This window comes from Bremerella sp. TYQ1 (genome assembly GCF_020150455.1).
In the GTDB taxonomy this organism is placed as follows: Bacteria; Planctomycetota; Planctomycetia; order Pirellulales; family Pirellulaceae; genus Bremerella; species Bremerella volcania_A.
Window position 1 is genome coordinate 2,002,748 of record NZ_CP083740.1, and the last position, 17,103, is coordinate 2,019,850.

Annotated in this window: 2 protein-coding genes; one reads left to right on the forward strand and one right to left on the reverse strand. The window is 54.5% G+C overall.

The window, feature by feature from the left end:
- Window positions 1–7: 7 nt before the first annotated feature.
- Window positions 8–2,710 (forward strand): hypothetical protein, encoded by a 2,703-nt coding sequence (locus LA756_RS07585; RefSeq protein ID WP_224439266.1) that lies wholly within the window; start codon window positions 8–10, stop codon window positions 2,708–2,710.
- 177 nt (window positions 2,711–2,887) lie between these two features.
- On the opposite strand, the gene LA756_RS07590 is transcribed toward LA756_RS07585, so the two are convergent.
- Window positions 2,888–17,074 carry a GEVED domain-containing protein gene (locus LA756_RS07590; RefSeq protein WP_224439267.1) on the reverse strand — a complete coding sequence of 4,729 codons (14,187 nt, stop codon included), beginning with the start codon at window positions 17,072–17,074 and terminating at the stop codon, window positions 2,888–2,890.
- Window positions 17,075–17,103 lie beyond the last annotated feature (29 nt).

Sequence of the window (17,103 nt, forward strand, 5' to 3'; positions counted from 1 at the left end):
CTCAAACATGTTCCGATCTTCCTCATTTCGACGCTCCACACAACGTGGAGCTACCAAGCGGAGACGTTGTCCCGCGCGTCGAACGAGGAATATCGAGCGTCTCGAGTCACGTCTTGCCCTATCGGCCGTTCCCCTCAATGCTCAGCCGCTCGACACCGGCGAATTCATGCTGGGGGATGTCTTGGTGTCGGTTGTCTTTTTCGAGTCCAACGGCACAGTCGACGCCAATACCGAAAACTGGAACACGGCCCACGCCAACCAGGTCAAACAGAACATTGAAGAAGGTCTGCAGTGGTGGGAAGATACCCTGGCGCTGCAAACCGACGTGCACGATCTCGATTTTCAGATCGACTACACCTACGCGGATGCTCCCATCTCGATTGGGATCGAGCCGATTACCCGCGTTGCAACAGACTTTGAAATCTGGGTCGGAGCGTTCCTGGATTCTGTAGGGGCGGAACGAACTGGCGAAATAGACAACGATGTCCGCCTGTTCAATCATAGCCAGCGTGTAGCTCACGGAGCCAATTGGGCTTTCACCATTTTCGTGATCAATGCCCAGAACGACACCAACGGATTCTTTGCCGATGGCAGCGTACAAGGTGCGTTTTCGATCGCTGGCGGAGCATTCATGGCGTTGCCTTCGCGACGTCCTGCGAGCACCGTCGCACATGAAGTTGCACATCAGTTCTGGGCCATGGACGAATACGCCGGTTCTGGCGCGTCCTATGAAAGCACACGCGGTTATTACGACACCCAGAACAGCAACTTCGACAGTAACGAGAATCCCAATCCGATCGAAACGAGCTTGCTAGGGAATCAAGACTCGTTGGCAGCCGCTTATGCCGCACATACCAGCAGCACAGCTTCGTTTGAGTCGATCGGTTGGAAGGACTCAGACGGCGATGGCATTTTCGATGTCTTCGATGTCCCCATTTCGTTCTCGGCAAGCTCTTTTTTTGATCCTGATACGAATCAGCTACAAGTCCAGGGCGAAGCTTCGATTGGCATTTTGCCGAATCTGAATTCCTGGGGGCTGCAAAACTCGGTAACGACCAACCGCCTGAGCCATATTGAATATCGCAATGATGGTGGAGCATGGCAGACCGGTCCCACGCTGGACGACTATTCCGCGAACTTCCATTTTGCCATTCAATTACCGAACGCCATCGAGCATGCTGTTGAAGTCCGTGTGGTCGATGCAACCGGCTACATCTTTTCCGATGTACTGAACGCGTCGACCGAACATGTCGACTCAACCGCCGTGCAAGGCTTCACCGGTTACGTTACCTACGACGAAAACAAAGATGGCGTTTATAATCCCGGCGAAGCAGGCTTGGCTGGCTGGACTGTCGAAGTTATCGACGCCCAAGGCAATCCTGTCGTCACCGAGGTCAGCATCGAGCCGGACGATTTTTCGCACAATCACATTTTCTACGATCCGATCGGCGGCGTCTCGCTGTCGGCCGTTGGCACAGAGATCACGACTGGTTTCGCGGATGCATCTTCACGAAACAGTTCGTTGACCAGTACGGGGGGACGCGGCTTTTTCAACTATTCGGCGAACTCCAATTCGTGGAACAACGTTTGGTACGACCGACGTCAACTGCGTATGGACTTTGCGTCGCCGGTAAGCCATGTCTCGATCGACGCCATTGCCGAAGTCGATGGCGATGTTGGGATTTTAGAAGTCTATGACTTCGAAGGAACATTGCTGGCCCGCTATACGACGAGTCCGCTGGCAGCAGGTACCTCGGAGACGATGTTCATCGAGCTGAGCGAGCCGAATGCTGCCTATGCAATCGCTCGTGGGCACTTGAATGATACCGTTACCACCAACCGCGACTCACGCTATGTCGCGCTAGATAACCTCAAAGTGGGCCGTCCTCATTCGGTGGTCACCAACGAATGGGGAGCCTTCTCCCTGCCATTCGATCTGACCAGCAGTTATCAATTAAAACTGACGGGTCCCAATGGCAAAGAAGTCTTTTTCACACCACAAACCAACGCGAGCGTCAGCCTGACGCCGCAGTCCAGCGTGCAGCGTATCGCATGGTCGCTGGCCGTGGCGGACGACTCCTGGCACAACCCACTTCAGTTGACCGACGTCAACTTCGATGGCGTTACCGACTCAGCCGATCGAGAGATCCTTCTTGCGGAGCTGGTCAATCCTCAAATCACTGCCGGTGCCTCGACGAAGAGTGTTGATCTTACCGAGTTCACGCATACCGAATTCGATCCACGCCTCGATGTCAACGCAGATGGGCGTTTCAGCAAGCTCGACTTGCTCGCGTTTCTCGATCTGCAGGATGTCGGCAACCAGGTGAGCCCTGAACCTGCTTCCGTTTACGCACCCACGGTCTATGCCCCACTAACTTTGCTTGCTGGACCTACTGTTTCCGCGGCCAGCCAGCCTGAAAAAGCTTCCGGTGTTAATACGGAGACTGTCGATTCGCCAAGCTTAGAAGGCGAGCCACTCGTTCTACTAACGCCAAGCGTTTCCTCCAAGGTACCAGCAATCGATCAAGAGATCGAATCGGCTTTTGTGCAACTGGATTCTTTTGCTGCAATTAGCTTTCTTCCTACGCAGCAAGCAGCGATCATCAGCTCCGCCGCGACAACGCTCTCTAACAGCGTGGGTGCAAAAGAGCTCGACGAGGCAATGGTCGACGAAGCCCTAGCGGAATTGATCGAAGACGACCTACTCTAACGCCTCTTTCGCCAGGCAATCTCTCTTAGGTCTCGCGGGATCTCACGCCATAGTTGGGCGTTTCGTTCAATCAAGCTGGCAAGTCTTTAGCGGTTGAACATGGCCATAAAAAAATCGCCCGTCGGGAAACCCAACGGGCGATTTGATTTAGAGGCTCGATGTGCTTCTCGAGCAGGTTTAGCCTTCGTCACCCTGATCGCTGATCAGTGCGAGCAGCTCATCGATTTCGTCAGAGTCCATCTCGTCCTCTGACTCGTCGCCGAGTTGCTTGCCATCCCAGTTGGAACTCAGGTCGTCCGCCATCTCGCCCAGCAGTTGGTCGAACTGATCGCCGAAGTTAACAGCGTCGACACTGACCGCTTCGTCCAGGAACGAGGCATCAATGACGCTCGATTCAACCTGTTCGCTGCGGGTGAAGCCCATCAGTTCCAGAGCGGATCGCATTTCCAGTTCCGAGTAGCTCGGAGCGATTGCGTCGAAGCTCGAAGTAGCAACCAACGATTCGGTTTGAATCGATGCCGTTGGAGTGCTTACCGGAGCAGAAGCAGATGGAGTCGACGAAGGTGTTGCGACGGCAAACTCGGTCGATTCCACCACGACAGGATCGGCAATCTCGCTGTTTAGAGATTCTCCGTCGAGCATCGAAATTGGTTCTGGATTCACAAGCCCGTTAAGGATGTTCTGCAGAGCCGTCAAGTCGAAGTTCGTGATGCGACGATCGTTGTCGACGTCCAGCTTGGCCGGAACCGAGCTCGGATCGATCACGTCTGGTTCAAACCCTGGTCGGAAGTCACCAACAGCGATGCCATTGGCTGGGTCTGCCGTACCGTAGGTATAGACACGATTCCGAATTTCTTCCAGCAACAGTGCGTAGTCCAAACCGGAGACATTGTTGTCACCGATCGAGATAGCACCATTATTGGAACTGTTATGCCACGGATTGACACCAGGGGTACCGATGGTGACTTGGTAGTCTTCCACTTCACCATCTTCGGCAAGTCCATTTGGCGTTAGGCCGCCGGTGCTGCTCAAACGGAAGCGAGCCATTGTCGTTCCCGTAATCGCGTCATCTGGGATGTCGGCAATTGTGATCAACTGCCCCAGGCCTGACAGCGAGCCCGTTGGGTCGATTGCGTCTTGGGTCAACGCAATGCTGGAGATGATGTGCTCGCCTTTCCCATCAAACTTGCCGTCGCCGTTGAAGTCGATCCAGGCATCGAGGAAGCCGAACGAGGTGCTCCCGGAAGGTGCCCGAGAGGTGACGTAGATCTCGTTGTTGATACCATCCCGCAGGGTGAATTCGAGGAAGCCACCACCGCTTGGAGCATCAGTACGGATGTAAATACCATCGTCAGTCGAACCGTCGCCGGAAGCATCGGCCGTAGGCTGACCGTCGATTTCGGCATCGACGCCATCACCCAGATAGAAGTTCTCGACCAGGTTATGGCGAGCACCATCTTCCTCCAACGTGGTTCCGTACGAGTCTGGAGCATCACCGAAGTCGACCAGACCGCCTACTTGAATCAGGAAGCGAGTCTCTCCGACCAGCTTGCCCTCTTCGTCCTCCACTTGATTATTGAACGCAAGTGGGTTGTCGGCGATGTCCCGAATGACCGCGTCGTCCGTTGCAGGATTGCTGTCCAAGGTGACCTTGTACAGCACGCCTTCCTGGAACACGCCCGAAATCGGAACCAGTCGAATGATGTTGTTCGTTGCGTCGTAGTCGAACGTGTAGTCGACGCCGAGCACTAACTCGTAGTAAGGAGCTCCCGAGATAATTTCGACTTTGACCGAATCGGCCACGACCGTCGAATCATCGATCCCGGTACCTTGGACCTGATCGGAGATGTCACCTTGATCCAAAAGCTGGATCGAGATGTTCGTCAGAGGGCCATCGATCCACTGAACGACGTCTGGCGTTTCATCCAGATCGCGGTCGGCGGCATCATTATCCTGAGGATCAATCAGGTAGCCGGTGGGGCCGGTGAAGTCGGCTCGATCAAACGCACCGATATCTCGGAACGTCACACCACCGACACCGCCGCTGGAAACCACGTTTGGATCGTCAACACGAAGCTGACCAGTGATGTCTCGCTCTGGAGCCAACAGTGGTGTGCTGTCGATACCCAGTGGGTTAACGACCTGGCTCACCTCAGCACGTTCCTGGATCGCATCCACAGCCGCGTCGATTGCCTGGCTTCCTTCTTCTAGGTAGAAGTTGCCATTTTCAGCATCAACGAAGAGTGGATCGCCGTCGGCGAGCACGATGGCCAAGTTACCGTTTCCGGCAATCCCCGTCGTGTTGGTTCCGTTCCCTTGATAAAGGGTTCGCGAAACAACAGTCGATCCTGCCGACGAACCGTCGACTTGAATACCCGTCGCGAAGTTAGCGATGATGTTATTCATCAACGTTGGCCCAGCCGATTCTTCAATCGTCACGCCAACGCCTGTGCCGTCTTTGCCATAGAGCGTGTTGTTGATAATGCGTCCAAACGGCACCGCACCTTCTGGGTTCGCTCCCGAAAGCGGATCACCGCTGTACAAGATCGCCCCGGTATCGCTCTCGAAGATGACGTTATTCTCAACGGTAACGCCGGTAGCAAACCGCTGTGCGTTGGAAGCGTTCGGGAAGTTAATCGGAGCACCTTGGTGCGGACGATTGTTTCCAGAAAGCTGATCTTCGATCGTCAGACGATCCCCAGCGTCGATCAGTACGCCGTAGTTATTCGAGTACGAGATCATGTTCGAGCTGATGATGATCTGACCCTGATCGCGATGGCGATTGGAGTCGCCAATCAAATCGTATCCAGCCAGCTGATCATGACGCACGATCTCGAGCGAGGTCAGACGTGGTGACGATTCAGACGAAGAACCCGTTGCACGGTTGATCGGGATCGTTTGCTGAGTCGTTGTATTACCCAGATCTTCCGCCAACGAAACTGTCAGATCGTAGCCACCTTCGTAGGTTCGGACCTGACGACCGGCATCGTTCTTACCAACCTTCGTAGCATCGAAACCAAGCGTGCCCGTAGCTGCTCCACCATTGGCTGGCAGCGGAATTGGGTTGCCAGCGACGACAACAAAGTAAGTACCGTCAGTAGCAGCCTCGAAGTTGTATTCGTCGGATGCCGCACCAGGGATGATGGTCGGCAGCACTTCCGTGAATGTCCCGTTTGCATTTCGCAGGAACAGTCGCAGAACCGCATTCATGCCGCTTGCATCACTGAAGTCCGTGCTGAGCAGCATCTGGACTTCTTGGCCAGCGTTCATCTCGAACTGATACACATCGATATCAGCGATGCTGTCAGCATGTTCGACAGGATCGTTGTCGCCCAAGATTCCTTGAATCTCGACGTCGATGCGATGGGTCGCCCCCAGGGTGTCGCCGCCGACATTCAAGTCGACTGCTTCACGGAAGGCATCGTCCGACTGAACGTCTAGTTCCAAACGAACTTTGTCCGAGTAGGTCTTCGCCGAAAGATCAACGCGATTGCTGGTCGTCACACCGTTGCGGGCATTGACCTGAGCGTAGACGCCCAGTCCGCCACTGGTGGTGCTGATCAAGCCTCGCGAGATCTGACCGGAATGATCATTGATGGCCTGCATCAACTTCAACGCAATATCGGCTTCGGAGTCAGTGTTGTAGAAACCGATGCTGTAGACATTGTTGGTCGAGTCATAGGCCGTACGAGTCGCTGTGCCAGCCAAGCCACGAGCCTGACGTTCGGCAACCGAATCGAGATCGAAGAACTCGAACGTTACCCAATCCACACCATCACCGACACGAATCCGGTCACGATTACCGAGCAGTTCGCCAGACGAAGTTTTAACCGTATAGCTGCTGTTCAAACGATCGTTGGTATCGAACGTGAAACCAGGATCCAAAGCCAGAAGCCCTGGTGCAAACGGATCCGGTGCACCGTAGTCCGTGCCACGTCGAATCTCGAGCTGGTATTCACCGGTCAAGATTTCGTTACCACGCAGCTGTTGATTGTGCGTGTAACCGGCATTGGTCGTTGCCCCAGTCACCATTTCACCACGTTCGGCGAAGCCAATGATCAGGTCGTCGATCAGCACACCACGGTTCTGGTTGTCCTGACCACGCATGTTGGCGTTGGTATTGGTCGCCTGTGGAGCACCGACTTTGTTATCGGCATAGCCGAAGTCGTCGCCTTGCAGGAAACCGTCGTAACCCAGGCCGCTATCGTTGATATCGAACAGGTAACCGTTACCGTAGATGAACTCCTCGAAACGATTGAACATAAAGTAGCCCTGGGCATACGCCTGAGGAGCCATTTCCAAGTTCATCACGTCCTGAGCAATGATTGCCAACTCGTTGGCTGTCGTCGAACTGTTGTAAGAGATCACCGTGTTCGTTGGATCGGTCAGCTGGCGACTACCAGTAACGGTCATACCCAGGGCGGCATCGTTCTGAGTCGTGTTCTGAATCAGATCTTCAAAGCCCTGAATATTGAACGAGTCAGCCGATTCCGAGTACAAGTTCACGTCAATGAAATTGAACTCAACATTGATTGCTTGACGCGTCAGCGTAGCGATTTCACTTGGTGAGTCGGTAATCGAGAAGACTATCGGTACGTTACCAGGCGTCACATCGGCAGCGTCGAGAACGTATTCGAAGGTCGCGGTTTCATTACCACCGGCCAGGCGAGTCAGCGTGAACGTGTTCGCACCGGCACCGGCAAGTGGATTCAAGCCGTCCGCGATACGAGCACCGCTGTCGAAGGTGAACGACTGTCCTTTGTTGAATTCAAAGGTCGTCGAGCCACCGTTAATCGGATCGGTCACGATGAACGTACCGCCGTCAGCCATCTGAGAACCACGCAGGAAGCGAAGTTCCTCAGTGTTCAGGTCGGTATTGCTGCTGAGATGACGTCCGCCGAGGTTAACCGAACCACCAGTCGAGAAGTCAAATCGCAGACGCAGGTTTTCCTGGCCAGCGAATGCCGACAAGTCGACGCGAGCCTGACGCCATCCGGTATTGTCGAACAGCGGCTGAACCCCTTCAGTACCAGCGACCCCGTCGGCACGAAGCGATTCGTCGATCGCGGCGTTGCTGAACTTTCCAAGATCACCAATCAAGTCGAATTCATCATCTGGGTTCGGGCCCGTGTCGGATTGACGCAGCGTATTGTTGGTGGCCAGCAGGTGCCATTCACCATCGTCCCCAGCAATAAAGACACGCAGAGCATCGGTCGCTGGAGTATCTGGGATAGGCCCGTAGTTATAGTCGTTCCCGTCGGTCTGCAATTCGTAGTTGAAGTACAGAGTAGGCAGGTCACCAGCGTTGTAACCGTAGAGGCTAAACGCATCGGTAATAACCGTACCATGAGCATCGCCAGGGAAGTCATAGTTGTTGGTGGTCTTGTTACCCGTTGCGTTGTCCTGGGCAAACGTGTCCTCCGTGTTACCGAAGTACAAGCTCAGGCCACCGTTGGAAGCGGTACGCGAGTTGTCGATCGGCACGTTGATACCATGCCCAGCTTCGTTCTCGCCGATATCGTTGATGTTCCAGAGGTTCTCGTTCAACGTACCGAACTGGAGGCCGCTGACCCCACTGATACCAGTGGAGATATTCGATCGGTTGCCATGGAAGACAAACTGATCGGCACCGTTTCCATCGAACGCGTAGATATCGCCGCCGGATGTCACGCCGAACAGAACATCCGAGTAACCGGTATTGCCGCCGGCACGCGAAGGCCCGGCTGACAAACTGGAGAACGTCAGAGGGTTACCAAGATCGTCGGTCAGCGTCGCGATGAAGTCAGCTTGGATTTCATCATTTACGACCTGGATCGAACCGTTTGGTGCCAGATTGAACAAACCACCGGTATTCGTAACCGCGTAGACATTGCTTCCAACCCAAGCAATACCGGTCACGAAACCACCACTGGCGTCGCCACCAACGGTGAATGGAGTATCAAACGCGGTGTCAACTTCGATTTCGGTATTCGTATCGAAGGTAACGACACTGCTGCTGGCACCACTTCCGGTATTCGACGCCGTTATCATCGCATTGGTCGCCGCATCGACAATCGCGTCACCAACATCAGCTCCGGAGAAACCAGCACCGATGTAGACGGCCTCGTTGCCCATTGCAACGCCCTGGGTCGCCGAGAACGCTGGGTCAAGCAATGCATCAAATGCATTTGCCTGCTGCAAGTAGCCCACAGAAGTTCCTGCTTCCAGGAAGTTGAATCGGCTACCGGAGGAACTGACCGACAAGCCAGTCGTGCCGGTCGTCGCATTGGTAGCATTTCGGATAGCGTTGACGACCTCAGTGCTCGACATCGTTTCTTCGACGTCAACGATAATCACATTACCTGACGAAACCTGGTTGTAAGACCCCGCCACAGTGATTCCGCCAATATTACCTGTGGTCGAAATTCCAGTATCGCCTGTCAGCGTAATACGTCCATTGGCAGTTGCTGTTGCCGTAACTCCGAAATTAGTCGAATTGACATTAATCGCTGTCACCAGAGCGGACATGATCTCGTTTGGCGACGAACCAGAGTTGAATGGCACGCGAACTTGAGTTCCCGTAATTCCAACGGTGCCGTTGTCTTCGTTGTCGAACACATAGGTTCGCGAAGTACCACCGCTAGTAATGGTAATCGAACTTCGCTGGGTGTTATCCAACGTGTTGTCGACGACCGCTGGATTGAACAAGTTCGTGTCGATCACAGCTCCAGTTTGGAAGCGGATCGTGTTGATCGCCGAACCTTCCACCTGGAATTCCATGCCATCACTGATGAATCTTCCGGCACCGGGGCTCAGATCAAGATTGAAGTCGTTCCCCATGTCGAGTTCAAAGACAGTCGTCCCAAGAGGACCGGCACCGTCTGGATCGACTTCAAACAACATGCCATCTCGAAGGACAGCAGTCGTTCCGGCACCTGTCGCACCCACAGCTACCAACGCGTTGGATGCAGCCGAGACACCACGATCCACCTCGGTATTGATACGAGCGGTCAGGTTGCCCTGAATATTGGTATCGGCGATATCACCCAGCACGCCCAAGTTGATCGTGCGAGTATCGTCTGGGGCACCAATTGGGTTACCGTCACCATCGGAATCGCTGGCATCCATAAAGAACAGGATGTTGGCATACTCATCGGCGAAGTTATTCACATCGCCACGGCTACCGACGGCATACAATTGCAGGCCATCGGCACCGAAGTTGTTGTGGAACGTCGTGGCCTGGAACTGATACCCCCAACCGGTACCGCTGTTTTCGTCGGCACCATTGGCCAGGTTACCAACGCGGACGTTGTCGCCCTTGTTGTTGATTTCGTACGTAACGATACCGTCGTCACGAATGAAAGTGGCCGATGCATTTCCGGTGTCGATCTCGAGGAAGTTACCAGAGTTGGCGTCTTCCAGACGACCCGTCACGTCGACGTTGTATGCGTACAGCGTTCCATCGGGAGCCATCGCCAAGTCGCGGAAGGCAGCCCCGGAACGACCAACGCGTGCTTCAACCGCCCCGGTGAACGGATCGACGGCGTACAGATCGGTGCTCGTGCCCTGGTTCTGGCTCAGGAACACAACAAAGTCACCCAGCACGTAAGGATTGACGTTCGAGTTATCAACGATGCTGGTATGCGTCGGCGTCGAAGCGGAAGTGAACGTACCGCTACCGATGTGATCTTCCACGATGCGATGCACCGAGTTGATCGGTTCGAGACGAACCTGGGTGTTGGTAGCGTTCGACTGGAAGAACTGGTTCATCTGAATCGGAGTCTGTTCCTGCGAACTCACCGAGACATAGTAAACCGCTGGGTTCTCAGGCGTACCTGCTGGCAGCATGACTGTACCGAGGTAAGGATCGCTGCTGTTGCTTGATCCTCGCGTCAGATCAGCCAAGCCGGCGTTACCGGTCGTTTGCGGATGGGTCAGGTCATCGTTCACCGAACCGCGATCGCTGATAAACACCAAGCGTCCGGCCGAGTCGAAGACCGAAACAATCGAGTTGGCATTATCGAAACCAGCCGCGTAATCCAAGTCGATGACCAGCGAACCCCATTCGCCAGCAGCACTGGTGCCAGGAATCGACTGGATACCTGCGAAGTCGAAGGAGATTTCATACCAATCGACGTCTGATTGTGACGTGTCGAGGTTGCCTGCCACGCTGATGGCCGCTCGATCGGACTGCAGCACGTTGCCGAGCTTATGAGCGTTGCCGATCGTGTCGTTGTTGGAACTATCTTCGGACGATTCGCCCAAGACTGGCGAATGCCCTGGCTGACCGTAGATCGAGATACCGTTTTCAGCATATCGAATGTCAGCGAACTGAATCGAAGTACCAGCAAGTTCGTCCACTTCACGCAGACGCAGATTCAACTGGTAAACTCCATTCGTTTCGCCAGCGACGACATTGCCATTTGGCGAAGTCAGATCGCTCGTGTTGCTACGCACGCGAACGTGATACGTTCGAGCCGTACCAGGTTGACCTGGCAGCACGACTCGCATGCCGGCGTCGCGAGGATTGTTCGACCACAGATCTTCATTGTAGAAGCCCGACTTCTGCAGCGGGTTGGTCACCTTCAGCATCGAGCCTTGGCCGTAGAAGCTGTCGCCCGATTGATCGTAAGAATTCGTCGAAGCGGCGAGAACGTTACCGTTACCGTCGATCAGTTCGACGACGACGTCCAAGTAGTAGCTCGACTTGTCGATGTCGAACCAAACTTCCGTACCTGGCTCGGCGACGAAGCTATAGACGTCGACGTCTGCACGATTGCTCAAGTAACCGTTGACCTCGAACCCAAGACGACGGTTGTCATCGCCGCCATACTCATCGGGAGCGAGACGGCCGAGAGCTTGAGCACTGACCGGCGAGCCATTCACGCCTTGTCCGGTGAGGTTATTTGCTTCCGCTTCCACGATCACCTGAACGTTGCGATCGTTGGCGAACTGTTCGATGGTCAAACCTTGCCACGAGCCTGGCATCGGCTGAGCGGCCGCAGGATCTTCACCGAAGATACCGTCGTTATTGGTATCGGTTTGCGGAGTTCCATACTGCGTGAACCCGGCCCCCACCGTGTCGTCTCGCATATCCGTGAAGACAACAGGGAAGCCCGCTTGCCCGACGACGTGCAGCATACCGCCGATTCGATCGTCGATATCAGACTGAGCCCCTGTCGCAACAAAGCCGGCGTTGTTGCCGAACAGCTTCACAACAAGGCTTTCAGTCGCCGAGCTTTCCAGGCGGATACCGCCGTAGGTGTGGAAGTTGGTCGAGTAAATAGTGCTGTACAAAGCGTGAACGATATCGGTATCGTCCCAAACGCTTTGGGTCGTCAGCACGCCGCCACGGACAACCATTGCATTCAGATCGTTGTCGGTCAGCAGGTTACGACGGATCAACGCACCTTGGTTGTCCCCCAAACCACGTTGACGATCGAGATTGCCTGTCGAACGTCCCCAGTCAACAACCAAGTCATGGCTGAGCGAGCTCGTGTCGACGTTCAACACGTTGGCTTCGTTGAATCGGAAGTTATTGCCAACGATGATCGGCTGCGAATCGCGGACGAAGATCACCGCGTTATCGTTGCTCATGTGGCCGTTTCGAGTCGGACCACCGACACCGGCGCCTTGACCGTCGTCGTTGTACTCGAAGGTCGAATTGGTCACACGCACTTTGGCCTGATGGATTTCGATCACGTTGAAGTGAGCTTGCCCACCACTGATGTTCGACTCACCACCACCAAAGGCAAGCAGCACATTGTCGAGGCTACCTGACGAGGTATGGGCGAAGTAGATACCGCTCCAATCACCTTCGTCAGCCACCGAAGCAGCACCGTCGTTATTGGTATCGAATGTTCCACCAAAGCCATAACGATCGTCACGCAGCGAGGTGAACACAACCGGCCGACCAGGGGCACCTTCCGCGATGAAGTTTGCCCCCATCTCGACTTCGATACGACCGGCGTTGAACTTCACAACGACATTCGGATCGACCACCAAACTCGAATCGTAGCGAGCCTGGTAGAGGCGATCGACAACGATGCCAGCATTTCCACCCAAGTAGGCTGCACTGTAATCGCCGGTGAGTCGGACGTTACCGTTCTCTGCAACCGCGTCGATATTCAGGAAGATCCCTGGGAAGCCAAACGATTGCGAATCGCGGAAACGATTGATCAGGAAGGCAATTTGTTCGGCAAGTGCTTCTTCAGTAAAGACACCGATAGGAACTTCTTCACCCACGCCAGGCGTTTCGCTAGGCACCATCGTGTCCAAGTTGATGGTGTAAACCACGTCACTTGTCGCCGTCGATGGATTGTTCGAGTCCACGAACTCGATGATCAATTCCCGAAGCTGATTGGTATCGGAAAGAGCACGAACTCGCAGACGGGAACCTGCGGTGATGCCGGACAGATGCTGTACTTTGACAACATCGACGTTTTCCGAGTATGCCCCGCCTGGCGTCGAATCGATGTGCAGGGCTTCCTGAATCACATAGACGATGTCAGTATCGTCGAAGCGACCAGCAACGGTCATTTCTTCCAGAGGGCTACCTGGGGAAGAAAGAATTCGCACCAACATACCGTTGGTCGAGTTTTGAACGATTCGGTTTCCAAAGATATCAGGACCGACACGGCTGACGTCTGGAGTAAACGAAGCAGGAGCACCGTTGTAAACCGTGTAGTTCGATTCCTCGAAGCTGTTCGGATCTGCCGAAAGAGCGGCCCCGGAGCTCAGACGAATCACGTTGTAATTGATCGTCGGACGGGCTTCTTCCATGTAGATCGGCGTGAGCGAAACGTCCGCACCATCTACTTCGGCGATACCACCTGCGTAGCGGAACTCGGCACCGATGATCGAGTTCATGAAGATACCAGCATCTTCATACGTCCCTCGCAGCTGTTCGCGGTCAACCTCTTGATTGAAGAGGATACCGCCCCAGTTGCCAGCCGATGCATCGGCTTGGATATTGCTCGCATGTCCGACGCGTTCGGCGTCTTGGTCTGGATCGTTTAGAAGCGTCGTTTCGTTGTAAGACGTCAGCGTCACACGACGATTCTGACGTTCTTCGTCAAGGGTAACGGTTCCGTTCGATTGGGTATTCGGCTGGTAACGTTCCGGAATACCTAGAATTTGCAACGAAGCGAAGCTGTAGTCATCGATAACCGATGTGCTACCAACTTGAATGCTGGAGTTGCTGAATTTCAGAATGGCTCCTTCATCGATCATCATCGTAACGCCCTTAGGCAAGATGATTTCGGTGCCATCCTTCAGTGGAGCATTGGTGATCGGATCTCGCCCGATCAGGTAAGCAATGTTGTCGCTGAGCGTCGATTGATCGTCGCCGACTCCTCCGAGACCGATGACGCGGATCACGTCGCCGCGACCGGCTGTTCTAGCCGCGCTAATCGCAGCACCAATGGTGGAAAATGGCTGATCGATCGAACCCGTCTGGGCCGTTCCTGTATAGGTCGCATCGACAAACAACGTGCGAGGTGTTGCCGAAGTAATCGAACCATAAGTCGATGGTTCAGCACGGAACCAGAAGTTGAATGCCCCGCCGGCTGTGCCGTCCAAGTCGCCATCCAACGATGCCCCTGCAGCCGCACCGCTCGTCACGACAATCGCCTGCGTTTGAATGATGCTAGGCGACAGAGTGATCGGGCTGTTGCTGGCCAGATTTCGCAGTTCGATGCGGTTCCCCGTGGAAGATGCCACCACGTTGAAATCGGCATCGTTAATCGCAGTGACCAGGGCGGCAACGACCTCACTCTGAAGCGTATTCGAATTCACGACAACCGCTTCGGCATTACTGTTGTTGAGGTTGTTGTCGTAGTCGATCTCGAAGATGCGAGTCATTCCGCTGTCATCTTTCAGCGTAATGGTCTGACCATCTTGGAAGCCGCCACCATCGGTACGTACGACCATCGAATTCAATTGCGAAACGGTAGCACCGGTATCACGAATCGAGTCGTTGACCGTTGGAGTGAATCGCAACTGCAGGTGGTATTCACCTTCCGACGTGCCGCCGAAGCCCGAGTCTTCGATGTTCGGATCGTAAACTTCGTTGCCACTTGCCGAGACACCAATGAAATAGGTCCCTGGCTCAAGCGTGATTTCCAGGAAGGAATCTTCGCTGAAGTAATCGTTGTTACGAGCAATTGCCGAGTAAGAACCATCGCCATTGAGACGATAGAGCGTCAGAGCCGAATCGAGACGGCTCGAATCGGAAAGACGTTCCGCGACAATCTCAGCCGACAATCGTCCCGTTTCGGTAACCTCGAAACGGTACATGTCGATATCGATCACGTCTGGACGATACAAGTGCTGCAAGTGCGTAATATCGAAGTCGCCCGGCAGCAGCGATTCTGGCGTCAAACCAAATGACAGATTACCATCATCGCCCATGATCGTGCCTGGTGGCAGATCGTAGGTGTGGTCCAAGCCCAGCAAGTGACCGATTTCGTGGAACGCGGTCTGTTGCCAAACAGCCCCCACTTCATCGTCGCCTGGATTATCGTGGTCGGCCGTTTCCATAATGGCCAAACCGTTGCCGGCCAAACCAGCAACGCCACCTGGCCCTGTGGCAATATCTGGGCTCAAGCCGCGAAGGTCGCCCGTAACCACACCAACGCTGGCAGCGACATCGTTAGGCACTTCGACGAATTCAAGACCGGCATAGAAACCATAGATCTCGAAGATCTCGCGAGCACGCTTCTTTTGCTCTTCCGTAATCTGGTTCTGGAAAGGTTCGTTGGTCGGACTTGCAGGATCGACACCGTAAACATTCGGGAAGTTGTAAGTGACGACCGTGACGCCGAGACCATTTTGATCACCACCGCCCAAATGGTTTTCACCATCCAGTTCCACGTCGCGGTGCCCTGGTTCATCGTTCCCACCAGGCAATGCGATATCGTAGGAAGTGACGTTCTGAATTTCGCCACGAATGACAAGGGCTTGTGTTCGGTCGACAATCAAGCCGGTCGACTTCGTTCCCAAGACCATGCTTACGCGGTTGCCGTCGGTACCTCGCAGTTGGGAACGATCGGTGCTGAAGCCCGTTACCGTCGAAGCTTCGACGAGGAATGTTCCGGAGGCTTCGTTGTTAATCGCCGTGCGAATCGCCGCGGCGAGGTCAAACGTCGTGCTTCCCAAACCACTGATGTCGATCGCAATGTTACCAGCGGTAACAGTACCATCAGAGGTCAGCTCGAACGTACGAAGATTTCCGCGACCATCGTCGATGGTGAACGTCGTGTGGTTAACGTCCGCGACGCTGTCATTGTTGACGTCGACATCGGCGCCACGAGTCACGCGGAATTCGTGATTCCCACCGAAAAGGTTCGCATTGGTGTAATCTTCGAAGCCACCTTCGTTCTGCAACTGACCGGAGTAGTTCGATAGGTCCGTTGCCGTATCGAAGCTCGAGTTTTGAACGTCCGGCAGCGTCGTTAGATCGAGAATCTGCGAAGCCTTGCTGGCGATACCACGAACACCGATTTGTAGACGGAAGACGGTGGCGTAGTTTGCGTTGGAATCGGCTGCGTTGATCAGGTCTTCAATCGGACCGTCAAATCGCAGAACGGCCAAATCGAGTTCGGCATCGTAGACCACTTCCACAGGATAGAACGCCTGCGAATCGTTACCCAAACCAAGATCGCTGTTGTCTGGGCTACCGTCGCTGCTTTCCGCCTTCTGGAACGTCAGCTGGTAGTAGTCAGGATTCGAGGCCAGTGCCGGATCGAGATCGTCATCGTTGAAGTAAACATGGATCGTATCGCGAGCGATTTCGAGCGAACCATCGGTGTCGCGTGTTACCGGCTGCGGAACGACCGACATCACCTGTGGAGCCAGGTTCAACTCGAAGTTACGTGTGAAGGCGGTCGCCGATTCGCCTTCCATGTCCCTCAAGTCGCTGGTGATCTGAATGCGGTAAATATCGTCCGGCAGAGCTTCGCCGAATCGCACGACCACTTGGTTAGGCTGATCGCCGATACCAATGAAGCCCTCGAAGTTCGCCCCCTTACCGGTGATCTGGACGTCGTCGACGGTTCCCAGCTTTCCGTCCAAACCGGCACGTGTGATCACAATCCCATCGCTGAGCGTTGCTGGATTGAGCAGATCCAACTGGTCGGTGACTTCAGCGAAGTTGAACGTCAGCGAGCGTGGCGAGATGCCGCGAACGTCGTTCTCTTGCAGAAGTTCGCCACTGTTCGGCTGAATCCCAACAAGCTGAGGGACGATGCCGGTAGTAAGCATTTCCCGTTTTTCCAGCGGCTCGTGCTGCATGGAACGCTGTTTCGTTTGGCGAAGAAGACGGTTCTTCTTATTGAGATCACGGCGCTGGGCTCGGGTAAGCTTACTCGCATGACGAATGGTCATTTGGCGAACCTTTTATCTTCGTTAAAGCT